Here is a 25,508-nt window from a genome sequence, read left to right on the forward strand (position 1 = left end):
GCGGGCATTTTTGTTTGACTACCTGGCCCATCTTCATGTTTATTAAAGTCCTCGGTTCCGCCGCTGGCGGTGGTTTCCCCCAGTGGAACTGTAACTGCGCCAACTGTCAGGGTTTGCGCGACGGTACCCTTCAGGCGACCCCTCGCACCCAGTCGTCGATCATCGTCAGCGATAACGGCAAAGAGTGGGTGCTGTGTAACGCCTCCCCCGATATCAGCCAGCAGATTGCCCATACGCCAGAACTGAATAAGAAAGAGGTTCTGCGCGGCACACATATTGGCGGCATTATTCTCACCGATAGCCAGATTGACCACACCACCGGGCTGCTCAGCCTGCGCGAAGGGTGCCCGCATCAGGTATGGTGTACGCCGGAGGTGCATGAAGATCTTTCCAGCGGATTCCCGATTTTTACCATGCTCCGGCACTGGAACGGTGGCCTGATTCACCACCCGATCGCGCCGCTCACCGCCTTTAGCGTGGAAGCCTGCCCTGATTTGCAGTTTACCGCTGTCCCCATCGCCAGTAACGCACCGCCCTATTCGCCGTGGCGCGACCGCCCGCTGCCGGGGCATAACGTGGCGCTGTTTATCGAAAACCGCCGCAACGGTCAGACGCTGTTCTACGCACCGGGTCTCGGTGAACCCGATGACACCATCCTGCCGTGGCTTAAAAAAGCGGACTGTCTGCTGATTGACGGCACCGTCTGGCAGGACGATGAACTCCAGGCCACCGGCGTCGGACGCAATACCGGCCGCGACATGGGCCATCTGGCGCTCGGCGATGAACACGGCATGATGGCGCTGCTGGCCTCGCTGCCGGCAAAGCGCAAGATTCTGATCCACATTAATAACACCAACCCGATCCTTAACGAGCAGTCGCCGCAGCGTCACGCCCTTGCGCAGCAGGGAATAGAAGTGAGCTGGGACGGGATGAACATCACGCTTCAGGACTAACTATGCACATTCGCGAAACGCTCTCGCCGCAAGAGTTTGAGCACGCCCTTCGGGCGAAAGGCGCCTACTATCATATTCACCATCCGTACCATATCGCGATGCATAACGGCGAGGCCAGCCGCGAGCAGATCCAGGGCTGGGTGGCGAACCGGTTTTACTACCAGACGACGATCCCGCTGAAAGACGCGGCAATTATGGCGAACTGCCCGGATCCGCACACGCGTCGCAAATGGGTGCAGCGGATCCTCGATCACGACGGTAGCAACGGTCATGACGGCGGTATCGAAGCCTGGCTACAGCTGGGCGAAGCCGTGGGGCTCAGCCGCGAGGACTTAATCAGCGAACGCCACGTGCTGCCCGGCGTCCGTTTCGCCGTCGACGCTTACGTTAACTTCGCCCGCCGCGCCAACTGGCAGGAGGCGGCATGCAGCTCGCTCACCGAACTGTTCGCCCCGCAAATCCATCAGTCGCGTCTCGACAGCTGGCCACAGCACTACCCGTGGATCAAAGAGGAAGGCTATTTTTATTTCCGCAGCCGCCTCAGCCAGGCCAGCCGCGACGTTGAACACGGTCTGGAGCTGGCGAAGCGTTACTGCGATAGCGCGGAAAAGCAGAATCGGATGCTGGAGATCCTTCAGTTCAAACTCGATATCCTGTGGTCGATGCTCGACGCGATGACCATGGCCTACGCGCTACAGCGTCCGCCTTATCACACGGTCACCGACAAAGCGGCCTGGCACACAACCCGACTGGTATAAGCATGCAAAAAAACTCCATCGTCGCCTTTCGTCGCGGCTATCGCCTGCAATGGGAAGCCGCTCAGGACAGCCATGTCATCCTCTATCCGGAAGGCATGGCTAAACTCAATGAGACCGCGGCCGCGATCCTCGAACTGGTCGATGGCCAACGCGACGCGGCGGCCATCATTGCCATACTCAACGAACGGTTCCCGGAAGCCGGCGGCGTGGATGACGACGTCGTAGAATTCCTGCAAATCGCTTATCAACAGAAGTGGATTATTTTCCGTGAGCCAGAATAAACCCGCCGTCAATCCACCGCTGTGGCTGCTGGCGGAGCTGACCTATCGCTGTCCGCTACAGTGTCCTTACTGCTCTAACCCGCTGGACTTCGCCCGGCAGGATCAGGAGCTGACCACCGAACAGTGGATTGAGGTTTTCCGCCAGGCGCGGGCGATGGGCAGCGTGCAGATAGGTTTTTCAGGCGGCGAACCGTTGACGCGTAAAGATCTGCCGGAGCTGATCCGCGCCGCCCGCGATCTCGGTTTTTATACCAACCTGATCACCTCGGGAATTGGCCTGACGGAAAGCAAACTCGACGCGTTCAGCGAGGCCGGTCTGGACCATATCCAGATTAGCTTCCAGGCCAGCGATGAAGTGCTCAACGCTGCGCTGGCGGGGAATAAAAAAGCCTTCCAGCAGAAGCTGGCGATGGCCAAAGCGGTCAAAGCCCGTGATTACCCGATGGTGCTGAATTTCGTCCTGCACCGGCATAATATCGATCAGATCGATAAAATCATCGAGCTGTGCATCGAACTGGACGCCGACGATGTCGAACTTGCCACCTGCCAGTTCTACGGTTGGGCGTTCCTTAATCGTCAGGGGCTTCTGCCGACGCGGGAACAGATCGCCCGCGCGGAACGCGTGGTTGCCGAATATCGGCAAAAAATGGCCGCCAGCGGCAATCTGACCAACCTGCTGTTCGTCACCCCCGATTATTACGAAGAGCGGCCAAAAGGCTGTATGGGCGGCTGGGGGTCGATTTTCCTCAGCGTGACCCCGGAAGGCACGGCGCTGCCCTGCCACAGCGCGCGCCAGCTGCCGGTGGATTTCCCGTCGGTGCTTGAGCAGAGCCTGGAATCCATCTGGTATGACTCTTTCGGCTTCAACCGCTATCGCGGGTTTGACTGGATGCCGGAGCCGTGCCGCTCCTGCGATGAAAAGGAGAAGGACTTCGGCGGCTGCCGCTGCCAGGCCTTTATGCTCACCGGGAATGCGGATAACGCCGATCCGGTGTGCAGCAAATCGCCGCATCATCATAAAATCCTCGAGGCGCGACGCGAAGCAGCCTGTAGTGATATGAAGATCGGTCAGCTTCAGTTCCGCAACCGTACCCGTTCTCAGCTTATCTATAAAACCCGGGAACTGTAACGATAATGACCACCCGCATCGTGGAACTGGCAGGCGGTTTGCGCGCAACGCTGGTGCATCAGCCGCAGGCGACACGCGCGGCGGCGCTGGCGCGCGTGAGTGCCGGAAGCCATCACGAGCCACCGCGCTTCGCCGGTCTTGCGCATTTGCTTGAGCACCTGCTGTTCCGCGGTAGCCAGCGCTATCAGGGCGATGATCGACTCATGGCCTGGGTCCAGCGCCAGGGCGGCAGCGTCAATGCCACCACGCTGGCACGCCATAGCGCTTTTTTCTTCGACGTTGCCGCCGATAACCTGTCCAACGGCGTCGCGCGGCTGCGGGATATGTTGCAGGCGCCGCTGCTTTCACCGCATGACATACAGCGCGAAGTGGCGGTCATTGATGCGGAAAACCGGCTCATCCAGCAACATGATTCCGCCCGGCGCGAAGCGGCGGCGCGCCACGCGATGGAAGAACCCGCGGTTTTTCGCCGTTTTCAGGTGGGTAGCAAGGAGTCTCTCGGGCAGGACCCGGGATCGCTGCAAGCCGCGTTGCTCGACTTTCATCGTCGCTATTATGTGGCAGGACACCTGCAATTGTGGCTGCAAGGGCCGCAAACGCTGGATGTGCTGGCCGAGCTTGCCCATACGTTTGCGTCAGATTTTGCGTCAGGAGGCATGCCTGAAACCGCTCCCCCGTTGCGTCTCAGCGCTGAAGCAGATTATCAGCTGGCGGTAACGGAGCGACCCGCACTGTGGCGTTGTCCGTTAATCCGAAAAAGTGACAGCGTCACTTTATTTCGGGAGTTTTTACTGGACGACGCCCCCGGAAGCCTGATTGCCGGGCTACGGGCGCGCGGGCTGGCAGAAGAGGTAGCCCTGAACTGGCTTTATCAGGATGACGATTACGGCTGGCTGGCGCTAACGGTTGATAGCGAACGGCCCGAGGACATTGACCCGCATATTACCCACTGGCTACGGGCGCTACAGCAAACGACGGATGAGCAGCAGCGGCATTATTATCGGCTGGCACAGCAGCGTTTCAGCGCCCTGCCGACGCTGGAGCAGCTGCGCCAGCGGGCATTTGGTTTTGCGCCCGGCGCGGCGCCCGTAGGTTTTTCCGCCTTCTGTGCTGACTTACTGGCGGCGCCAGTCTCGTATCTGGCCTGCAAAAAAATGGAAACCGCTGAAATTATTGCCAGCCAGGGTTTTACCCTGCCGCTTAGCCATTGGCGTCGCCAGCCGGTTGCAGATGATAGCCCCATCGCGTTTTCCTTCTACCCGCAGACTGCCAGGTATGCTGCGCCAGCCCCGACGTCAGAAGCCGCTCCACTGCTGCATTTGTCGGCGCAGACACAACCGCCGACGCTGATCCTGCGCAGGCCTTTTTATTCGCGCGTGGACAGGTCTCAGGGGGTGGCGATGGGCAAACAGTTACGCCCTCTTCTTGCTGAACTGCGCCATATCGACGGCAGCGGCGAGTGGCAAACGGTTGACGGTAGCTGGCAGCTCACCCTGCGGCTTCCTGACGCCATGGTGACGGCGGAACCCATCATCGGGGCGATAATCGATCGCCTCTCCCACCCCGCACCTGCTATTACGCCAGCGCCAGAAGGCATTGCCATCCGTGAGCTGCTTCAGCAATTGCCTGAACGTCTGGCATCGGACCCGCCACGGGACGGCTGGCTGGCGGCGTTAGTTGGCGGCAGCGCCGGACACGCGCACGGGTTAGCCCGGCAGCTTGGCCTGCTCCGGGTGCCGGTTAACGCTAAGCCGTTGCCGTTAAGCGGTTGTCCCGGCGGGATCGAACACATCCCGCACGCCAGCGCGGATTCGGCGCTGCTGGTGTTTATTCCCCTGCCGCCGGGCGCGTCGCTCGCCGCGCTGCGGCTGCTGGCGTTATGCTGCGAACCGCAATTTTTCCAGCGCCTGCGCGTGGAACAGCAGATTGGCTACGTGGTCAGCTGTCGTTATCAGCGTATTGCCGATCGCGATGGCCTGTTGCTGGCGTTACAGTCGCCTGACCGTTCTCCCGTGAACCTGTTGGGTTGCTGCAAACGATTTTTGCGTGAGCTGACGCCGTGCGATGAGGCAGCGTTCAGCATGTTGCGACAGCAGCTGGCGACGCAGATCCGCTCACCGATGGATGCCAGCGCCACGGCAGTGGCCGCCCTGCGCCAGCGCTATGGTTTGCCGGTGTTAACGCCGCAGGCTATTGATGCCCTGCAACCTGACGAGATAGTCGCGCTATGGCGCGAGATGACTCGCCGTCGCCGACGCTGGCGGGTGCTTTTCACGGGCTGACCGGAACCGGCGCTTTCTTCCTGTGCGTAGTTTTTAGTCAAAAAAAAGCCCCGTACTACGACGGGGCCGGGCTGCTTATTTCGCTGTTATTTATCCAGCGCGTAGGCAATCACGTAGTCACCACGATCCGGCGACTGGCGTGCACCGCCGGCAGAGATCAGAATGTACTGTTTGCCGGTTTTCGGTGATACATAGCTGACAGGTCCGCCCTGGCTACCCACCGGGAGACGCGCTTTCCACACTTCTTCCCCCGTGGAGGAATCAAAGGCGCGCAGGTAGTAATCCTGGGTTCCCGCAATGAAGACCAGACCGCCCTGCGTGGCCAGCGTACCGCCCAGCGTCGGCATACCGACAGGCATTGGCATGCGCATTTTTATCCCAAACGGACCGGTATCCTGAACGGTACCGACCGGCACCTGCCAGACGATTTTCTGCGTTTTCAGGTCAATTGCGGAGAGGGAGCCAAACGGTGGTTTCTGGCACGGAATGCCCAGCGGTGACATGAAACGGTTTTTGTTGACCGAATACGGCGTTCCTTTCATCGGAACGGCGCCCATCCCGGCGTTCACGGCTTCACCGCCCGTGTTTGCCACCGCGCTCTGCGGATCTTGTTTAATCAGCTGGACCCACAGACCCAGACGCATGTCGTTGACGAAGATGTACTGGTTGTTCGGATCGGTGGACAAGCTGCCCCAGTTCATTCCCCCCAGCGAGCCCGGGAAGCTCAGGGAAATATCGGTTCCCGGCATCGTGTACAGACCGTCATAACGCATTGATTTGAAGCTGATACGGCAGGCCAGCTGGTCAAACGGCGTCGCCCCCCACATATCCGATTCTTTCAGGGTTTCCGCGCCAATCTGCGGCATTCCCACAGAGCGCGGCTGCGTTGCCGGGTACTGTTCACGTGGAATATCCGCTGGTTTTACCGGAACCTCTTTCACTTCAGTGAGCGGTTTACCCGTCAGGCGATCAAGAACGTAAATTTGCCCCGCTTTGGTGCCCACCACCACCGCGGGCTTGTTGCCCTCTTTCGTCGGGAAATCAACCAGGCTCGGCTGCATCGGGATATCGAAATCCCAGAGGTCGTTATGAACGGTCTGGTATACCCACTTCTCTTTCCCGGTAGTCGCATCCAGCGCGAGGATTGAGGTGGCGTATTTGTGATCTTCCGGAATACGGTCAGCGCCCCACAGGTCGACAGAGGAACTTCCCATCGGGATAAACACGGTATTCATCGACGCATCCCAGGACATAGGGGCCCAGGAGTTTGCAGAGCTACGTTTGTAGTGTTCACCCGGCTTCAGAACATAGTTCGGATCCGGATTACGCGGGTCGAACGCCCAGCGCAGCTGGCCGGTGATCACGTCATAACCACGTATAACGCCTCCCGGCATATCGGTGCTGACGTTATCCGCAACGCGGCCGCCAACGACAACCGTCGTACCCGCCAGCGTCGGGGCCGACGTCAGCACGTAGGTGGGATCTGACGCGTCGCCCATCCCTTCATGCAGGTTAACGCTGCCGTTAGTACCGAAGTCCGGGCAGAACTTGCCGTTATCGGCGTCTAACGCGATCAGCTTACCGTCGATGGTGTTCATCAGGATACGACGCTGGCATGCAGCGCCCGGTGCCACCTGCGCTGGCAGAACCGGCGTGGAGCCGGCTACCGTTGGCTGCGCCAGCGGTTTGGTGGCATCAAAGTACGCCAGACCACGGCAGCGCATCCAGATTGCAGACCTGGCGTTGATTTCCGCTTTCCAGATCTCTTTCCCGCTATCGGCATCCACGGCGATCACGTTGTTATGCGGCGTACAGAGGAAGACACGATCGCCAACCTGTAGCGGCGTTTGCTGATCTTCTGCGCCATTGCCGTCCGGACTTTCCGGTACGTCACCGGTATGGTAGGTCCAGACCGGTTTCAGGTTTTTCACGTTGTCACGGGTTATCTGGTCCAGCGCCACAAAGCGACTACCGCCAGCCGTATTACCGTAGTGATCCCAGTTCTGCTGTTTCGCATCATCTTTTACCGGCACCAGCGGGCGTTTTTCACCGCTAAACGGCACGGTCGGATGGGGTTGAAACATCTGAACAAAGGTGACGCCCATGGCGACAATAAGGACCGCGCAGACCCCCAGGGCCCCTTTTACGCAGGACGGTTTTCCTTCACGTTTACGCAATGCAGGCCAGGTGGCGGCTGCCAGCACCATCAGCCCGGCGGGTACCATTAAACGGGAAACCAGCGGCCAGAAGTCGAGCCCGGCATCGAAAAATGCCCAAATCAGGGTACCAAGAAACACCAGGGCAAACAGCCCCACGGCAGAGGACTTGCGGCGGAAGAACTGAATCGCAGAGAGCAGAGTGATAACCCCGGCGATGAGAAAATACCAACTCCCCCCCAGGGAAACCAGTTTAAAACCGCCGATGGCAAAAAAGAGCCCCGTTACAAGAAGTATCACACCCACCAGCAGGCACCACGGGCCTAACCAGCCGGATGGGCGGGGATTATTGTCTGACATAAAAATGAATCTCCTGATTACTTTATAACAGCAGGGTTTTATTGACTGCCACGATGCTAAAACCCTGCATAACATCGATTGTTCGTGTGCGAATCATAAGTTAAAATTATAATGTAGACAAAATGTATTCTGTCGGAAGAAAAGAAAACTCACTAAAGTGCAGGAACATAACAAAATAAAAAAATGGGATATCACTCTGTAATTCGCCAATACCAGAATATTTGACCAGTCAGTTCCGGCTTATGCGATGAATATCAGGTTTGCTGACAAGACAGCCCGGATAACGTAAGATTTTTGCATGATGAGAATTAACTTATTGCCTATTAATTAAGCTTCACAAACACGATCAGCTCGCGGATTTCACGATATACGTCACTACACCAAAGATATCGAGCGTATCGTCGCTGCCGACAATAATCGGTGAATAGGCGCTGTTCATGGGGTTGAGTTGAATATTGGGACGCAACTGGAGGCGCTTCACGGTAAATTCGCCCTCTACCGCCGCAATCACGATATCGCCATGCTCAGGCTTGCGGGAACTGTCCACCACCAGCAAATCACCGTTATTGATCCCCCCTTCTATCATCGAGTCACCGGCGGCTTTGACAAAGTAAGTGGAGCTGGGATGGGCGACTAATAACTCGTTTAAATCGATACGCCGCTCTACATAATCCGCTGCCGGGCTGGGGAAGCCGCACTGTACTAAGTCGCTGAAAAGTGGAATAGCAACGATTTCACGCAACTCTGCGGGTCTGAAAAAGATCATGATAAATACCTCCATACTGTTTTTATATACAGTAGTTTTAACTGAGGTATCGATCAAGCCATGTCAGCGTAAGCGGCTGGCTACGCCTTAACCGCTTCGCTTATAACCCCCTATAGCAATGAAGATTATTTGCTTTGTAAATTTTTACGTATGGGCAAGCTTAACGCGTCATAAAACATCACTATTAAATCACTTACTAATGACTTCTAAATACACAAAACACAACTTAGCTTCACTGCACAATCACTATCCATTGACTTTCTATTTAGACTGACGCATATTTTACAGCACAAATTAACAAGACAATTTTTGGAGGACGTTTTCTATGCCCGCCCGTGATTATCCCGATAAGCGTGTTGCTCGCGGTGTCGCAAAGGAGGCCGAACTCAGGATGTTAAGCGCGCGCATCGATCCTGCGCTGATGGAGTACATCCGCATTACTGCGTATGAAACACGGAAAAGTAAGCAGGAAATCGTGGCGGAAGCATTAGCGCTTCACCGCCAAAAAAGTCAGATTGGATCATAAACAGCAAAAGCCCGAAAAATCCTCCGGGCTTTTGCTGCCATCGGGATTACCCCACCAGCGAATTTAACGTCTCCAGCGCCTCAGGCGGCAATACCAGATCGGCTGCCGCCAGGTTTTCACGCAGATGCGCCACCGACGAGGTTCCCGGGATCAAGAGGATATTTGGCGAGCGTTGCAGCAGCCATGCCAGCGCCACCTGCATCGGCGTCGCGCCCAGTGAATCCGCCACCGCCTGTAGTCCGGAAGATTGCAGTGGCGTGAAACCTCCCAGCGGGAAGAACGGCACCCAGGCAATCCCCTGCTGCGCCAGCGAATCGACCAGCGCATCGTCACCGCGATTCACAACGTTGTACATGTTCTGTACACACACCACGGAAACCATCTTCTGCGCTTCAGCGACCTGCGAAGCGGTGACGTTGCTCAGCCCAATATGGCGAACCAGCCCCTGCTGTTGCAGCTCCGCAAGGGTGCTCAGCGGCGCGGCAATTGAGCCTTCCGCCGGTCCATGGGTGCTAAACATGATCCGCAGGTTAACCACGTCCAGCACATCCCGCTTCAGGTTACGCAGGTTGTCATGCACCGCCTGCGTCAGCTCCTGCGCGGAAAACGCCGGCAGCCAGGAGGCATCCTCGCCGCGTCGGGCTCCGATCTTGGTCACAATCGTAAGGTCGTCCCGGTACGGATGAAGCGCCTCGCAGATAAGCTGGTTGGTCACATGAGGTCCGTAAAAATCGCTGGTATCAATGTGATTCACACCCGACGCCACCGCTTCACGCAGCACCGCCAGCGCCGCATTTTTGTCTTTTGGCGGACCAAAAACGCCAGGCCCGGCAAGCTGCATCGCGCCATAGCCAAATCGTTTAACCGTACGCGTTCCGAGCGTGAACGTTCCGCTTTTATCTATGCTGCTCATGCTGACCTTCCTCATAAAAAATGATCCGGATTTACAACAGGTTCCGCAACGAAACCATTAGTTAAGCAATAGTAAAATTAAAGTTTAAATTCGCTACGACGATAGTATTGATGTAACCCTGCCTCTTCTCTTACGGATGACCGCCATGCTGAAAAATCTGCACGTGATTACCGGTATTATCTTTGCCCTCACCATATTCTGTCTGCTGCAAGTTGTCACGGGAGGGTTGTTCTACTCTGCCGTTAACAACGATCGTCACAACTTTCAGAACTCCGGGTTACTCAATGCCCAACAGGAGAGCCTGAGCGACAGCGTGAACACGCTGGTGAAAACGCGCGTTACCGTCACCCGCGTGGCGATCCGCTACCTGAAAAACCAGCGCGATCCGGCCTCTCTCGCAGCAATCAACACGCTGTTGGGCACCGCGAACGGTTCGCTGACCAAAGCCGAAGACTATTACAAAAACTGGCAGGCGATTTCGCAGGTGAAGGGCCAGAATGCCGCGCTCACCGAAGAGATGCAGAAAGCCTGGAAGCAAATGCACGAGGTGATGCGCTTGTCCATTGAGTATCTGCGCGCCGATAACTATCAGGCCTATGGCGACCTGGACGCCCAGCAGGCGCAGGATGAGATGGAGGCGGTCTATACCCGCTGGCGCGCTGAAAACAACGTGCTGCTGAAAGCCGCCGCCGAAGAGAATCAGAGCAGCTTTACCCAGATGCAGTGGACGCTGGCGGCGATCTTCCTGACTGTGATCGCCGTGCTGGTGGTGATCTGGCAGGGTTTACAGCACCTGCTCCTGAAACCGCTCAACGCCATCATGAACCATATTCGCACCATCGCGAGCGGCGATCTGACGCAAAATGTCGCGATTACCGGGCGCAATGAGATGGGCCAGCTGGCTGCTGGTCTGCACGAGATGCAGCAGTCGCTGGTGAGCACCGTCAGCGCCGTGCGCGGCAGCACAGATTCTATCTACACGGGCGCAGGAGAAATTGCCGCCGGGAGTAACGACCTTTCCGCGCGAACCGAGCAGCAGGCAGCCTCGCTGGAAGAGACCGCCGCCAGTATGGAAGAGCTGACTGCCACGGTGAAACAGAACTCGGATAACGCCCGTCAGGCGACGCTGCTGGCGAAGAATGCGTCTGAAACCGCCGCTCGCGGCGGTCAGGTGGTGGATAACGTGGTGCGTACCATGAATGACATTGCCGACAGTTCTCAGCAAATTGCGCATATCACCGGCGTTATCGATAGCATTGCCTTCCAGACCAACATTCTGGCGCTCAACGCGGCGGTTGAAGCCGCCCGTGCCGGGGAACAAGGTCGCGGCTTTGCGGTCGTGGCAGGTGAAGTACGGACGCTGGCCAGCCGCAGCGCGCAGGCGGCAAAAGAGATCAAAGGGCTTATCGAGAACTCTGTCAGCCGGGTGAATACCGGCTCGGAACAGGTGAGCGAGGCGGGTGCGACCATGAAAGAGATCGTCGCGGCCGTGACGCGCGTAACCGATATTATGGCTGAGATTTCCTCGGCGTCTGACGAGCAGAGCCGCGGTATAGAGCAGGTCAGCCTGGCGGTCTCGCAGATGGACAGCGTCACACAGCAAAACGCCGCGCTGGTACAGGAGTCGGCAACGGCGGCGGCAGCGCTGGAAGATCAGTCTGAACAGCTGCGTCAGGCCGTGGCGGCATTCCGGCTGAACGCTCAGGCATCGCTGGCGGCTCGCCCTAAAAACGTGAAACCGCCCGTACTGCTGCGCCCGTCAGCGGCAGGCGCGAATACAGCTGACGCGAACTGGGAAACCTTCTGAGTGACAGGCGGGCATCTCGCCCGCCTTCCTGATTAGCGGCTGCGCTTGGCGTGGCGCTCCCAGTTATCTCGCTTCGCATCCTCTGACTTACGCAACGAGACATAGCATGCTCCGCTGCCGCCGTGATGCGGCTGCGCTTCGCAAAAGGCCTGTACTTCGTCGAACTCGGTCAGCCAGCGCGCAAGATAGCTGCGCACCACGTTAGGATGCGACTGCTGTTCACGCCCTTTACCATGCACGATGATCAGGTTGCGTAGCCCGTCACGTCCGGCCTGGCGAATAAAGGAATAGACCAGCTGGCGGCATTGCTCCGCAGGCTGGCGTAACAGCGTTAAGCTGGCCTGACGGGAATATTTGCCGGAACGCAGCTTATCAAATACCCCCTGCTGTACCCCTTCGCGCTGGTACATGAGCGGCTCGGCAAGGGGCAACAGTTCCAGAAACCCCAGGGTCAGAAAGTTATCGAGCTGCTCAGTATCTATTTCCTGACGCGCCCGCGTGTTGCGGCTCTGCTGCCAGTGAATATCCGCGCAGCGTTTGAGCGGCTGGACATCCTCCATGGCGTCAAGAAAAAGTGATTTGTCGTCAGGGTTCATGGAAATCCTCCGGCTACATCTGAGTGATGTACTATACCTGCGCCCGTTGCGGGTCTCAATCATCCAGGCACGGGTTCAAATAATGGCTTAAGGAACAGATAATCGCAGACGCAATAAATTTAATCTAACCTTAACTTAAATTTCAGCCGTAATTAATTAAATAATTTACGTTAAAAAATCGTGAAATCAATCACTCAACGTCCTTCTCTTTTAAGAAAAAGCTGTTATAACTTAATAAACCTGCCCAATGGATAATGCATGTAGGATCCGCGAAAGGACGCACGACTGTGTGTACTGTGGAGTCTGTCTGATGTCGGGCAGACTCTATTTTTTTATTGTTGTTATTTTTATTAAATTAATTTCCTGGCTTCCCTTCGAAACTGCGTGATTAATGATTCGGCAAGCGGTGTCTGGCGAGAATCACGACGCTGAATTAAATAATATGCTGCTTTAGGCAGAGTTTCGACAACCGGCAGCATTATCAGACGGTGCGCCAGAAGCGGATCGCAGCCCAGCTCCTGCGGTAAAATGCTGATGAAATCGCTTTGTGCGACGAGGCTAATACAGGAGGAAAAGGTCTCACAGACAACGCCAATTCGCGGTATTTGAGATCGATGGCTAAAAGTATCCTGCAACTGCTTATAATAACTTCCCCGGGGCGTAGGCATCGTCCAGTTATATTGCAAAAGCTCATTAATTGAGGTCGCCCCTGTCGCCGGATGCCCTGCCCGACAAAATACAGCAAAAGGCTTTTCGAACAGCTTTTCAAACGTAAATTCGTGATCGTACGGCCCCTGATAATAGGTATTGATGGTAAAGTCCAGCTCACCCTGACGTAATTCATTAATCATCGACACCAGCTGGCCTTCCATAATCCGGACGTTGACCTGAGGATGCTGCGCATGAAAACGCGTAATGACGGCCGGCATCAGGCTGCGTGAAATACTGGCCCCCATCCCAATATTGATCTGCCCGGCAAGCTCGCCCTGTCGCTGGCGGATGTCATCCTGCGCTGCACGCAGCTCTTCCAGAATCAAATTAGCGCGGTGATAAAACCCTTCCCCGCACTCGGTCAGCGCGACGCCTTTACTCCGGCGCACAAACAGCTGGGCCGCCATACCCTCCTCCAGCTCTTTAATGGATTTGGTCAGCGCCGGCTGGGAAAGATTTAACGTCCTGCTGGCACCGCGAATGCTGCCCTGACGCGCCACTTCAACAAACGCCCGGATTTGATGAAATTTAATCTGGAATGACATAGCTCAACCGATAACCGTTGTTTATCAGAGTAAAGAAACTGTCATCTACTTTAATGGAAAGGGATATGCGAGGGTAATTTCTGAACGGTTAAAACTGTGAAAAAACGGTTAGTGATAAGTAAAAACTATCACAACGTGAAGCAGTTCACATTTTTTATGATGACAGGAGCAGATATGGACACACTGGCACAGTACATCCAGACATTATCCCCCCAGTTGATCGCATGGCGTCGCGATTTTCACCATTTTGCGGAATCCGGCTGGGTAGAGTTTCGAACAGCTGCGAAAGTCGCGGAAATCCTCGACTCGCTGGGCTACGAACTGGCGATGGGTCGCGACGTGGTCGATGCCGAAAGCCGTATGGGACTGCCCGATGATGCCACCCTTTCGCGAGAGTTTGCCCGCGCCCGGGCGCAGGGTGCGCCGGAGAAATGGCTGGCGCCGTTTGAGGGCGGATTTACCGGCATTGTGGCGACCCTGAATACCGGACGTCCGGGCCCGACGCTGGCGTTTCGGGTAGACATGGATGCACTTGATTTAAGCGAAGCGCTTGACGAAAGTCATCGCCCCTTCCGCGACGGTTTTGCCTCCTGCAATGCGGGAATGATGCATGCTTGCGCGCACGACGGCCACACCACCATTGGTCTGGGGCTGGCGCAGGTGCTTAAGCAGAATGAAGCGCAGCTCAACGGCACCATCAAGCTAATTTTCCAGCCTGCCGAAGAAGGCACCCGCGGCGCGCGCGCCATGGTTGCCGCCGGGGCGCTGGACGGCGTGGATTATTTTACCGCCATTCATATTGGTACCGGCGTGCCTGCCGGAACGGCGATCTGCGGCAGCGATAGCTTTATGGCCACCACCAAGTTCGACGTGAACTTTACCGGCGTTGCGGCACACGCGGGCGGTAAGCCGGAGGACGGACGTAACGCTCTGCTCGCCGCCGCGCAGGCCGCACTTGCCCTGCACAGCATTGCGCCACACAGCGAAGGCGCCTCCCGCGTCAACGTCGGGGTGATGCAGGCAGGTAGCGGACGCAACGTGGTGCCCGCCAATGCCCTGATCAAGGTTGAAACCCGCGGCGAAACCGAAGCCATTAATCAGTATGTCTTTGAACGCGCGCAGGCGGTTATCACCGGCGCGGCCGCGCTCTACGGCGTAAGCGCCGAAATACGCCTGATGGGTGCCGCCACCTTCAGCGCGCCGACGCCGGCCTGGGTTGCTTATCTGCGCGAACAGGCGAGCCAGGTTTCCGGAATTGAGCACGCAATTGATAAGGTGACAGCGCCTGCGGGCTCCGAAGACGCCACGCTGATGATGGCCCGCGTTCAGCAGAACGGCGGCATGGCGTCGTATATGGTCTTCGGCACCGAGCTGAGCGCCGGACATCATAACGAAAAATTCGATTTTGATGAGCAGGTGATGAACGTTGCCATCGAAACGCTGGCGCGAACTGCGCTTAATTTCCCGTGGACGCGAGGTGTGTAATGCAGGAGAACTACGCTTTTATCGCCGATGCCATCGACACGCGATGTCAGACGTTTACCGATATTGCCGACGACATCTGGGATCATCCCGAAACGCGCTTCGAAGAGTTCTGGTCCGCCGAACGGCTCGCCAGTGCGCTGGAAGCCGAGGGCTTTGCCCTGGCGCGGGAAGCCGGAGGCATTCCCAATGCCTTTATTGCCAGCTACGGCAGCGGCAAGCCCGTTATCGCCCTTCTGGGCGAATACGATGCCCTGGCCGGGCTAAGCCAGCAGGCGCACTGCGCGACGGCGCAATCCGCCACCCCGGGGGAGAACGGCCACGGCTGCGGGCATAACCTGTTAGGCACTGCTGCCTTCGCCGGGGCGGTGGCGGTGAAAAGCTGGCTGGAACAACACGGCGGCAGCGGAACGGTACGATTTTACGGCTGCCCCGGCGAGGAAGGCGGCTCCGGTAAAACCTTTATGGTACGTGAAGGGCTGTTTGACGACGTGGACGCTGCCGTGACATGGCACCCGGAGGCCTTTGCCGGGATGTTTAACGTCAGCACGCTGGCCAATATTCAGGCCGCCTGGCGGTTTAAGGGGATCGCCGCTCATGCCGCAAACTCCCCACATCTGGGGCGCAGCGCGCTGGATGCCGTGACGCTGATGACCACCGGTACAAACTTCCTCAACGAACACATCATTGAAAAAGCGCGCGTTCATTACGCCATCACCGATACCGGCGGGATTTCGCCCAACGTGGTACAGGCCCAGGCCGAGGTGCTGTACCTGATCCGCGCCCCGGAGATGGCCGATGCGCAGCAGATCTACGCGCGCATCGAGAAAATCGCCCAGGGTGCGGCGATGATGACCGAAACCACCGTCGAGTGCCGCTTTGATAAAGCCTGCTCCAGCTATCTGCCGAACCGTACGCTCGAAGCGGCGATGTACCGCGCATTGCAGCATTATGGCACGCCGGCCTGGACGGAAGAGGAACGCGAATTTGCCCGTGAAATCCGCGCCACGCTCACGGCAAACGACCTGCAAAACAGCCTGAAAAACATTGCCGCAACGGGAGCCGAAGAGGGAAAAGCGTTTGCCCGACGCCATCAGGAGACGCTGCTGGTGGATGAAGTTGCCCCTTACGCCATCACCGATAACGTGCTGGCAGGCTCCACCGATGTGGGGGATGCCAGCTGGAAGATGCCTGTTGCACAGTGCTTTAGCCCCTGTTTTACCGTCGGCACCCCACTGCATACCTGGCAACTAGTGGCGCAGGGGCGTACCTCAATTGCCCATAAAGGCATGTTGCTGGCCGGAAAAGTGATGGGCGCGACCGCGCTGCATCTGCTTCAGGATGCCGACCTGTTGCGAAAATGCCGGGAAGAGTTCGAACAACACATAACAGAAAAACCGTACGAGTGTCCGATCCCGCAGGGCGTGACACCGTCACCTTTAAAATAAAAAAAACACAACACAACAACACAACAACACAACAACAGTCCCGAGGAACGCCCATGAGTATGTCTTCCATACCTTCGCATTCCCCATCCGGTAAGCTCTATGGCTGGGTTGAAAGGATCGGCAATAAAGTGCCGCACCCTTTCCTGCTTTTTATCTATTTAATTGTCATCCTGATGGTCGCGACGGCCGTGCTGTCCGCCTTTGATGTGAGCGTGCGCAGCCCGGCCGACGGCAGCATGGTGGCAGTGAAAAACCTGCTCAGCGTTGAAGGGTTGCACTGGTTTTTGCCGAACGTGATTAAAAACTTCAGCGGTTTTGCGCCGCTGGGCGCCATCCTGGCGCTGGTGTTAGGCGCGGGACTGGCCGAACGCGTGGGTCTGCTGCCCGCGCTGATGGTGAAAATGGCCTCGCACGTCAGCGCGCGTTATGCCAGCTATATGGTGCTGTTTATTGCCTTCTTCAGCCATATCTCGTCCGACGCGGCGCTGGTGATCATGCCGCCGATGGGGGCGCTGATTTTCCTCGCCGTTGGCCGTCATCCTGTTGCGGGCCTGCTGTCGGCGATTGCGGGCGTCGGCTGTGGGTTTACCGCTAACCTGCTTATCGTGACCACCGATGTGCTGCTCTCCGGCATCAGTACGGAGGCAGCCAGCACCATCGATGCGACTATGCACGTCAGCGTGATCGACAACTGGTACTTTATGGCCAGTTCGGTGATTGTCCTGACGATTGTCGGGGGGCTGATTACCGATAAGATCATTGAGCCGCGCCTGGGTAAATGGGAAGGCCGGAGCGATGAAAAGCTGGAGACGCTGAGCAAAGAGCAGCAGTTCGGCCTGCGCGTAGCCGGGATCGTCTCGCTGGCGTTCATTGCGGTGGTGGCGCTGATGGTGGTGCCGGAAAATGGCGTGCTGCGCGATCCGATCAAACACACCGTACTGCCCTCGCCGTTTATTCAGGGCATTGTGCCGCTGATAATTCTCTTCTTCTTCGTCGTTTCGCTCGCGTTCGGCATCGCCACCGGCAAAATCCGCCGTCAGGGAGATCTGCCGCACCTGATGATCGAGCCGATGAAGGAGATGGCGGGTTTTATCGTGATGGTGTTCCCGCTGGCGCAGTTTGTCGCCATGTTTAACTGGAGCAACATGGGCAAGTTTATGGCCGTGAGCCTGACGGACGCGCTGGAGGCGGCGGGGTTGAGCGGTGTTCCGGCGTTTGTCGGCCTGGCGCTGCTGTCGTCCCTGCTGTGCATGTTTATTGCCAGCGGGTCGGCCATCTGGTCGATTCTGGCGCCCATCTTTGTCCCCATGTTTATGATGCTCGGCTTCCATCCTGCGTTCGCCCAGATCCTGTTCCGTGTCGCCGATTCCTCGGTGATCCCGCTGGCGCCCGTGTCACCCTTCGTTCCGCTGTTTTTAGGCTTCCTGCAACGCTACAGACCGGAGGCTAAGCTGGGTACCTATTATTCGCTGGTTCTGCCCTATCCGCTTATCTTCTTAGGGGTATGGCTGGTGATGCTGGTGGCGTGGTATCTTGTCGGCCTGCCGATTGGACCGGGTGTTTACCCGAGGCTGAACTAAGGAGTACTGATGCTGAGATTACTCGAAGATAAGATTGCGACGCCGCTGGGGCCGCTGTGGGTTATCGCGGATGAAGCGTTCAATCTGCGCGCGGTTGAATGGGAAGAGCACAGCGACCGGATGGTTGAGCTGCTCAACATCCATTATCGCGCCGAGGGTTACGAGCGTATTACTGCCCGTAATCCTGGCGGGCTGAGCGATAAACTGACGGCCTACTTCGAGGGCGATCTCAGCATTATTAATACCCTGCCAACCGCCACGGCGGGCACCCCTTTCCAGCGCGAGGTGTGGCAGGCGCTGCGTAATATTCCCTGCGGGCAGGTGATGCACTACGGTCAGTTGGCAGAACAGCTTGGCCGTGCCGGCGCGGCGCGCGCGGTCGGTGCGGCAAATGGCTCTAACCCCGTCAGCATTGTGGTGCCTTGCCATCGCGTGATCGGGCGCAACGGCACCCTCACCGGCTATGCCGGGGGCGTACAGCGCAAAGAGTGGCTGCTGCGTCACGAAGGGTATTTTCTGCTGTAATTCCCAGGCTTTTTGTGCTTAATTTTCTTCCTGTTAGGTTCATAATCCTTAATCATTCTGTGGAATTTCAAGGAGATGGCAACACGCTGCCGTCTCTTGTCTTTATTGGGGGTTTGCCAGACTTACGTCCTTACCAAAAAGATGTTAAAATTGACCAATATCAATTAAGGCTTGAGCAAACCTATGATCCCGGAAAAGCGAATTATACGACGCATTCAGTCTGGCGGTTGTGCTATCCATTGCCAGGATTGCAGCATCAGCCAGCTCTGTATCCCGTTTACTCTGAATGAGCACGAACTCGATCAGCTTGACAATATCATCGAGCGCAAAAAGCCTATTCAGAAAGGGCAGACGCTGTTTAAGGCGGGAGACGAACTGAAATCGCTCTATGCTATCCGTTCTGGCACTATCAAAAGCTACACCATTACCGAACAGGGCGACGAGCAGATCACCGGCTTCCATCTGGCAGGCGATTTAGTCGGCTTTGACGCCATCGGCAGTGGCCATCACCCGAGCTTTGCTCAGGCGCTGGAAACCTCTATGGTCTGCGAAATTCCGTTTGAGACGCTGGACGATCTGTCCGGTAAGATGCCGAACCTGCGTCAGCAGATGATGCGTCTGATGAGCGGTGAGATTAAAGGCGATCAGGATATGATCCTGCTGCTTTCCAAAAAGAATGCCGAAGAGCGTCTGGCCGCCTTTATCTATAACCTCTCCCGCCGTTTCGCGGAGCGTGGCTTCTCCCCGCGTGAATTCCGTCTGACCATGACGCGCGGCGATATTGGCAACTATCTGGGCCTGACCGTGGAAACCATCAGCCGTCTGCTGGGTCGCTTCCAGAAAAGCGGAATGCTGGCGGTTAAAGGTAAGTACATCACCATCGAAAACGGTGAAGCGCTGGCCATTCTGGCGGGTCACTCACGTAACGTGGCATAACTCTCCCGGATATCTTATGCCAGGTCGATAAATTTTCATGATTATTGATCTGGCAAAAACTTCCCCCCTGTTTCATTCAAGATATATAGGTTACTCTTTTACTTACAGACTGTGGTGACAGTAGTAAGGAGACCTGTATGGCAAAGTATCAAAACATGCTGGTGGCTATCGATCCTAATCAGGACGATCAGCCGGCATTACGACGTGCTGTGTATTTACATCAACGGATTGGTGGCAAAATTAAAGCCTTTTTGCCGATTTATGACTTCTCATACGAGATGACCACCCTTCTGTCGCCTGACGAGCGCACCGCTATGCGTCAGGGAGTGATCAGCCAGCGTACCGCGTGGATCCGCGAGCAGGCGAAATATTACCTGGAAGCGGGCGTACCGATTGATATCAAAGTGGTCTGGCACAACCGACCTTTCGAAGCCATTATTCAGGAAGTGGTGGCCGGTGGGCATGACCTGCTGCTGAAAATGGCGCACCAGCATGACAAACTGGAATCCGTGATTTTCACTCCAACCGACTGGCACCTGCTGCGCAAATGCCCTTGCCCGGTATGGATGGTGAAAGATCAGCCATGGCCTGAGGGCGGGAAAGCCGTCGTGGCGGTGAATCTGGCCAGCGAAGAGGATTATCACAATTCGCTGAACGAGAAGCTGGTGAAGGAAACCATCCAGCTTGCCGACCAGGTTAACCACACCGAAGTCCATCTGGTGGGTGCCTATCCGGTTACGCCAATCAATATCGCCATCGAGTTGCCTGAATTTGACCCGAGCGTGTATAACGACGCGATTCGCGGTCAGCATCTGCTGGCCATGAAAGCGCTGCGCCAGAAATTCAGTATCGATGAGAATATGACGCACGTAGAAAAAGGGTTACCGGAAGAGGTTATTCCGGATCTGGCGGAGCATTTGCAGGCCGGGATTGTGGTGCTGGGCACCATTGGCCGGACCGGTATCTCTGCCGCGTTCCTGGGAAATACCGCCGAGCAGGTGATTGACCACCTGCGCTGCGACCTTCTGGTCATCAAACCGGATCAGTATCAAACGCCGGTTGAACTGGACGATGAGGAAGACGATTGACCCCAAAATGAAAGCCCGCCGGTAACGGCGGGCTTTTTTATTACGCTTCGCTCAACCGCTGCGTCGGTGCCTCGTCGCCGGCATTCATCCAGGGCGCGTGCAGAACCATGCTCGGCAGCGCCAGCTTGATCTCCTGCTGGTTCAGCCCCTCCAGAATACGGATATTGATCTCCTGCTGAATATCCATGTACTTGTTGTAGTCCGCCGTATTAACGATATGGACCACCTCGAAGGTCAGGCGATCGCGATCGAAGCCCAGGAAATGGGCGCGGTCAAACTTCGTTTCCCCGACGTCGGTAATGATCTGTTTGACCATATCACCCACTGAACGCAGTTTGTCCGGCGCCGTGTCGCTGGCAACCCCGAAGGTAAAGACGATCCGGCGCGTTTGCATCCGTTTGTAGTTATGCAGCGTCTGTTGCAGCAGAATGGCGTTCCCGCAGACAATCTGCTCCCCGCTCAGGCTGCGGATACGGGTGGTTTTCAGGCCAATGTGCTCTACCGTCCCGGCGACATCGTTAAACACCACAAAATCGCCAATTTCGAACGGCTTATCAAAACCGATGGAAAGCGATGCAAACACGTCGCTCAGGATCGTTTGCACCGCGAGGGCGATTGCAATACCCCCTACCCCAAGGCTGGCAACCAGAGCAGTGATGTTGACGCCCGCGTTAGCAAGAATAGACAGCAGCATCACTGACCAGACTATGGCACGGAGGATAAGCCCCGTGATCACCAGCGTCACCGGGTTTTTATGGCTTCCCGGCGCCAGCATGACGTGACGAAGCCACGACACCACCCCCTGATCCATCCACAGCGCCACCTGGATAGCGAAGACCAGGAACCAGGCGTGGCTCACGGTACCAAAGAGATGATCCGGTAAGTCGACGAAACGCAGGCTGAATAACAGCGCCACGACAAAAAGCAGGAAGCGGCTGGTGCGGTTAAGCATATCCGTCAGGATAAAACGCATCCGGTTGGTGGTGGGGTGCTTGTCGCCCCAGGTAGTGATCCCTTTCTTAACGAAGGCGATCAGACGCGTCAGCAGCCAGTACACCAGCAGAGTCACAAAAACCACCGTGGCGACGCCGATCCAGAAAGATGGCGTCATCATCAGCTCGATGATGTCGAAGCGGGACAAAAATCGCATTACACCTCCTCGTATTACACAAAGGGTAAAGTATAGACAGAGGAGAAAAGCTGGCCGCAGAAATAAGAAAACCGCCCCAGGGGGCGGTTTGTCAGGATGAAGCGCAATTACAGCGCTTTCAGGATCGCATCCACGCTGGCCTTGGCGTCGCCAAACAGCATGTGGGTGTTATCTTTAAAGAACAGCGGGTTCTGCACGCCAGCATAGCCGGTGTTCATAGAGCGTTTGAAGACAATGACGTTCTGCGCCTTCCACACTTCGAGAACAGGCATACCCGCAATCGGACTACGCGGGTCGTCCTGCGCCGCCGGGTTAACGGTGTCGTTGGCGCCAATCACCAACACGGTGTCGGTGTCGGCGAAATCATCGTTGATCTCGTCCATTTCCAGCACAATGTCGTAAGGCACCTTCGCTTCCGCCAGCAGCACGTTCATGTGGCCTGGCAGACGCCCCGCCACCGGGTGAATACCAAAGCGAACCTTGATGCCGCGCGCGCGGAGTTTCTCGGTGATTTCCGCCACCGGGTACTGCGCCTGCGCCACCGCCATGCCATAGCCTGGGGTGATGATGACGGAATGCGAGTTTTTCAGCATCTCTGCGGTGTCTTCCGCGCTGATTTCACGGTGTTCACCCACTTCCTCATCAGAACCGGTTGATGAGCCGTCAGAACCGAAGCCACCCGCGATGACGCTGATAAACGAACGGTTCATCGCCTTACACATGATGTAAGACAGGATCGCACCGGAAGAACCGACCAGCGCACCGGTGACAATCAGCAGGTCGTTGCTCAGCATAAAGCCTGCCGCCGCCGCCGCCCAACCGGAGTAGGAGTTCAGCATGGAAACCACCACCGGCATATCTGCTCCGCCGATAGACGCCACCAGATGCCAGCCGAAAGCCAGCGCGATGATGGTCATCACCAGTAACGCCAGCACCTGCAAGCCTACGCTTTCGGTACGCACGAAGACCACCAGCAGCACAAAGGAAACGACCAGCGCCGCCAGGTTCAGCTTGTGGCGGTTAGGCAGCATCAGCGGTTTGGAAGAGATCTTCCCGCGCAGCTTGCCGAACGCCACAATCGACCCGGTGAAGGTCACCGCACCGATGAAGATGCCGAGGAACACTTCGGTCAGGTGGATGTTCACCAGAATCGGCTCCAGGCCCGGTTCGTGGTACAGGTAGCTGTTGAAGCCCACCAGCACCGCCGCCAGACCCACGAAGCTGTGCAGAATGGCAACCAGCTCCGGCATCTCGGTCATTTCAACGCGTTTCGCCAGACGAATACCAATCGCGCCGCCGATGATCATCGCCACCAGGATCCACGCCACGTTGCCGGTGTCCGGCCCAAAGATGGTGGCAATCAGCGCAATCGCCATCCCGGCGATACCAAAGTTATTTCCCTGCTGAGACGTTTCGTGTTTGGAAAGCCCCGCCAGACTGAAAATAAACAGGATTGCAGCAACAATGTATGCGGCTGTAACTAATCCTCCAGACATATGCTACCCCTTAGCCTTTACGAAACATTTTCAGCATGCGCTGAGTCACGGTGAAACCACCGAAAATATTGATACTGGCGATCAGCACCGCAATGAAGCTCAGGAAGCTGATCCAGCCGCCATGACCAATTTGCAGCAATGCCCCGACCACGATAATCCCGGAGATGGCATTGGTGACCGACATCAGCGGGGTATGCAGCGCATGGGAGACGTTCCACACGACGTAGTAACCCACCACGCAGGAGAGCGCGAAGACGGTGAAGTGGCCAAGGAACTCTTTTGGCGCGACATCCGCCAGCCAGCCAAACAGGATAATAACCAGCGCCATGATGGCGTATTTGCGCCACGGCGACGCAGGTTTTGCTGGCTCCGCGGGCTCTGGCGCCGCTTTCGGCGCAGCCTGAGGTTGAGCGGAAACCTGAATCGGCGGTGCAGGCCAGGTGATTTCCCCTTCACGCACCACGGTAACGCCACGCACCACCACATCATCAAAATCAACGGTAATGTTGCCGTCTTTCTCTTTGCAGAGCAGCTTCAGCAGGTTAACGAGGTTCGTGCCGTACAGCTGAGAGGACTGGGTTGGCAGACGCCCTGGCAGGTCGGTATAACCGATCACCTTCACGCCGTTCGCGGTCGTCGTGACCTGGTTTGGCACGGTATACTCACAGTTACCGCCGTTTTGCGCCGCCAGATCGACAATAACGCTGCCCGGCTGCATGGAATCCACCATCTCACGGGTGATCAGCTTCGGCGCCGGTTTACCCGGAATAAGCGCGGTGGTGACAATGATGTCCACCTCTTTTGCCTGCGCCGCAAAGAGCGCCATTTCCGCCTTAATAAAGGCTTCAGACATGACCTTCGCGTAACCATCACCGCTGCCCGCTTCTTCCTTGAAGTCCAGCTCAAGGAATTCGGCGCCCATACTCTGCACCTGCTCCTTCACTTCCGGCCGGGTATCAAACGCGCGAACAATAGCGCCCAGGCTGTTTGCGGCCCCGATAGCGGCAAGACCTGCCACACCGGCACCAATCACCATCACCTTCGCGGGTGGTACTTTACCTGCCGCCGTAATCTGACCGGTAAAGAAGCGACCAAACTCATGCGCAGCTTCGACAATGGCGCGATAGCCGGCAATGTTCGCCATGGAGCTCAGCGCATCCAGAGACTGCGCGCGCGAAATACGCGGCACGGAGTCCATCGCCATCACGGTGACACCACGTGCTGCCAGCTTCTCCATCAGCTCCGGGTTTTGGGCTGGCCAGACAAAGCTCACAAGCGTAGTGCCCGCGTTCAGCAGTTCAATTTCACTCTCTTCCGGTGCGTTGACCTTCAGAATGATGGGTGATTGCCAGACCTCAGCACCGTCCACTACGTCCGCGCCAGCCTGAGTAAAGGCCTCGTCATCGAAACTCGCCAGTTTGCCCGCGCCGCTTTCAATCGCGACGGTAAAACCCAGTTTAAGCAGTTGCTCCACCGTTTTTGGTGTTGCCGCTACGCGGGTTTCATTGGCTAACCGTTCTTTTGGTACCCCAATACGCATAGTTTTCCCTTCCATCGGTTTTTGATGATGGTTTGTCGATAATTGCCCACGGTTTGTATCAATTTTCACCATCGAGATAACGACGGAGAATGATTAACCCCGGAAAATAAAACAGTAACAAACTTTCTATAACCTACTGAAAATAGCGCCCGTGATCTACCGCCAGAAAACACTATTTCTTACTTTATCTGTGAAAAATAAGCGATCGGGGTCACTGACAGAGATATTTACCTTAAATTCGCCTTCAGGACCGATAAATCGCGCAAGCGAAGCGGTAAAAACATGATATAGCGCCATAAAAGAACAACTCATTAACATTAAATTAACTTGTAAAAGTCATATGCTTAATCAGTTTTGCTTGTGAAACGCCTGTTTTTTCCACATATCACAAAATGTTATCGAATGAGGTCCTTTGGTGAGCACAGGCTGTGAAAAATGCCGCAGACAGCGACGGGTGTTAAATGCCATAATCGGGACCGT

The 25,508-nt window shown here is 56.4% G+C and carries 21 protein-coding genes; 13 read left to right on the forward strand and 8 right to left on the reverse strand.

All coding sequences use genetic code 11. The annotated features are described in order from the left end of the window. The first annotated feature begins 35 nt into the window (after positions 1-35). From pqqB to pqqF, 5 genes are read left to right on the forward strand one after another with little or no spacing between them, the layout of a single operon-like run. Complete coding sequence (pqqB, locus tag ACOTYH_RS00360) at positions 36-953, forward strand: pyrroloquinoline quinone biosynthesis protein PqqB (protein WP_017384563.1); 918 nt, start codon at positions 36-38, stop codon at positions 951-953. 2 nt (positions 954-955) lie between these two features. Continuing rightward, on the forward strand, positions 956-1,711 hold the full coding sequence (gene pqqC, locus ACOTYH_RS00365) for a pyrroloquinoline-quinone synthase PqqC (RefSeq protein ID WP_003857506.1): 756 nt from the start codon (positions 956-958) through the stop codon (positions 1,709-1,711). A gap of 2 nt (positions 1,712-1,713) precedes the next feature. Further along, positions 1,714-1,992 (forward strand): pyrroloquinoline quinone biosynthesis peptide chaperone PqqD, encoded by a 279-nt coding sequence (gene pqqD / locus ACOTYH_RS00370; protein ID WP_003857508.1) that lies wholly within the window; start codon positions 1,714-1,716, stop codon positions 1,990-1,992. After that, positions 1,979-3,121: a pyrroloquinoline quinone biosynthesis protein PqqE gene (gene pqqE / locus ACOTYH_RS00375; protein ID WP_022651046.1), complete on the forward strand. Its 1,143-nt coding sequence runs from the start codon at positions 1,979-1,981 to the stop codon at positions 3,119-3,121. Before pqqD ends, pqqE begins: the two co-directional genes overlap by 14 nt. Positions 3,122-3,126: 5 nt before the next feature. Then, on the forward strand, positions 3,127-5,403 hold the full coding sequence (gene pqqF / locus ACOTYH_RS00380; protein ID WP_062937735.1) for a pyrroloquinoline quinone biosynthesis protein PqqF: 2,277 nt from the start codon (positions 3,127-3,129) through the stop codon (positions 5,401-5,403). 86 nt (positions 5,404-5,489) lie between these two features. Here the strand turns inward: pqqF and ACOTYH_RS00385 are convergent, their stop codons facing one another. Together ACOTYH_RS00385 and ACOTYH_RS00390 are read right to left on the reverse strand one after the other, a co-directional pair. Continuing rightward, complete coding sequence (locus tag ACOTYH_RS00385) at positions 5,490-7,919, reverse strand: glucose/quinate/shikimate family membrane-bound PQQ-dependent dehydrogenase (RefSeq protein WP_033487076.1); 2,430 nt, start codon at positions 7,917-7,919, stop codon at positions 5,490-5,492. A 346-nt stretch (positions 7,920-8,265) separates the two neighbouring features. Next, positions 8,266-8,685 (reverse strand): translesion error-prone DNA polymerase V autoproteolytic subunit, encoded by a 420-nt coding sequence (locus tag ACOTYH_RS00390; RefSeq protein WP_003857514.1) that lies wholly within the window; start codon positions 8,683-8,685, stop codon positions 8,266-8,268. A gap of 325 nt (positions 8,686-9,010) precedes the next feature. On the opposite strand from ACOTYH_RS00390, the gene ACOTYH_RS00395 reads away from it, so the two are divergent. After that, entirely contained in the window at positions 9,011-9,211 is a 201-nt protein-coding gene (locus ACOTYH_RS00395) for a hypothetical protein (RefSeq protein ID WP_032670025.1), read from the forward strand. Between the two features lie 46 nt (positions 9,212-9,257). Here ACOTYH_RS00395 and ACOTYH_RS00400 read toward each other — a convergent pair whose 3' ends face one another. Beyond that, on the reverse strand, positions 9,258-10,124 hold the full coding sequence (locus tag ACOTYH_RS00400; protein ID WP_023296516.1) for an aldo/keto reductase family oxidoreductase: 867 nt from the start codon (positions 10,122-10,124) through the stop codon (positions 9,258-9,260). 145 nt (positions 10,125-10,269) lie between these two features. On the opposite strand from ACOTYH_RS00400, the gene tcp reads away from it, so the two are divergent. Further along, the gene (gene tcp, locus ACOTYH_RS00405; RefSeq protein ID WP_049012582.1) at positions 10,270-11,931 is read left to right on the forward strand and encodes a methyl-accepting chemotaxis citrate transducer; all 1,662 of its coding nucleotides are present in this window, start codon (positions 10,270-10,272) and stop codon (positions 11,929-11,931) included. Positions 11,932-11,963: 32 nt separating this feature from the next. Here tcp and smrA read toward each other — a convergent pair whose 3' ends face one another. Together smrA and ACOTYH_RS00415 are read right to left on the reverse strand one after the other, a co-directional pair. After that, the gene (gene smrA, locus ACOTYH_RS00410; RefSeq protein WP_015570640.1) at positions 11,964-12,527 is read right to left on the reverse strand and encodes a DNA endonuclease SmrA; all 564 of its coding nucleotides are present in this window, start codon (positions 12,525-12,527) and stop codon (positions 11,964-11,966) included. Positions 12,528-12,877: 350 nt separating this feature from the next. After that, entirely contained in the window at positions 12,878-13,783 is a 906-nt protein-coding gene (locus ACOTYH_RS00415; protein WP_032648168.1) for a LysR family transcriptional regulator, read from the reverse strand. A 174-nt stretch (positions 13,784-13,957) separates the two neighbouring features. Here ACOTYH_RS00415 and ACOTYH_RS00420 point away from each other — a divergent pair, with 174 nt between their 5' ends. The 6 genes from ACOTYH_RS00420 (at position 13,958) to uspE (ending at position 20,842) form a co-directional block, all read left to right on the forward strand. Next, entirely contained in the window at positions 13,958-15,268 is a 1,311-nt protein-coding gene (locus tag ACOTYH_RS00420; protein ID WP_032671083.1) for a M20 family metallo-hydrolase, read from the forward strand. Then, positions 15,268-16,713 (forward strand): M20 family metallopeptidase, encoded by a 1,446-nt coding sequence (locus ACOTYH_RS00425; RefSeq protein ID WP_421637481.1) that lies wholly within the window; start codon positions 15,268-15,270, stop codon positions 16,711-16,713. The genes ACOTYH_RS00420 and ACOTYH_RS00425 overlap by 1 nt, the downstream gene beginning before the upstream one ends. 53 nt (positions 16,714-16,766) lie before the next feature. Continuing rightward, positions 16,767-18,293: a p-aminobenzoyl-glutamate transporter gene (gene abgT / locus ACOTYH_RS00430; protein ID WP_017694100.1), complete on the forward strand. Its 1,527-nt coding sequence runs from the start codon at positions 16,767-16,769 to the stop codon at positions 18,291-18,293. Positions 18,294-18,302: 9 nt separating this feature from the next. Beyond that, on the forward strand, positions 18,303-18,818 hold the full coding sequence (gene ogt / locus ACOTYH_RS00435; protein WP_015570643.1) for a methylated-DNA--[protein]-cysteine S-methyltransferase: 516 nt from the start codon (positions 18,303-18,305) through the stop codon (positions 18,816-18,818). A 183-nt stretch (positions 18,819-19,001) separates the two neighbouring features. After that, complete coding sequence (gene fnr / locus ACOTYH_RS00440; RefSeq protein WP_000611906.1) at positions 19,002-19,754, forward strand: fumarate/nitrate reduction transcriptional regulator Fnr; 753 nt, start codon at positions 19,002-19,004, stop codon at positions 19,752-19,754. A 137-nt stretch (positions 19,755-19,891) separates the two neighbouring features. Next, positions 19,892-20,842 (forward strand): universal stress protein UspE, encoded by a 951-nt coding sequence (gene uspE / locus ACOTYH_RS00445; RefSeq protein ID WP_006808916.1) that lies wholly within the window; start codon positions 19,892-19,894, stop codon positions 20,840-20,842. 40 nt (positions 20,843-20,882) lie between these two features. Here uspE and ACOTYH_RS00450 read toward each other — a convergent pair whose 3' ends face one another. The 3 genes from ACOTYH_RS00450 to pntA form a co-directional block, all read right to left on the reverse strand. Further along, positions 20,883-21,992: a mechanosensitive ion channel family protein gene (locus ACOTYH_RS00450; RefSeq protein WP_017694101.1), complete on the reverse strand. Its 1,110-nt coding sequence runs from the start codon at positions 21,990-21,992 to the stop codon at positions 20,883-20,885. Positions 21,993-22,099: 107 nt separating this feature from the next. Further along, on the reverse strand, positions 22,100-23,488 hold the full coding sequence (pntB, locus tag ACOTYH_RS00455; RefSeq protein WP_003857541.1) for a Re/Si-specific NAD(P)(+) transhydrogenase subunit beta: 1,389 nt from the start codon (positions 23,486-23,488) through the stop codon (positions 22,100-22,102). Positions 23,489-23,498: 10 nt separating this feature from the next. Further along, entirely contained in the window at positions 23,499-25,028 is a 1,530-nt protein-coding gene (gene pntA / locus ACOTYH_RS00460; RefSeq protein ID WP_017384575.1) for a Re/Si-specific NAD(P)(+) transhydrogenase subunit alpha, read from the reverse strand. Between the last annotated feature and the right edge of the window lie 480 nt (positions 25,029-25,508).

It is taken from the genome of Enterobacter cloacae complex sp. SHL001 (assembly GCF_049236825.1).
GTDB lineage: Bacteria > Pseudomonadota > Gammaproteobacteria > Enterobacterales > Enterobacteriaceae > Enterobacter > Enterobacter hormaechei_C.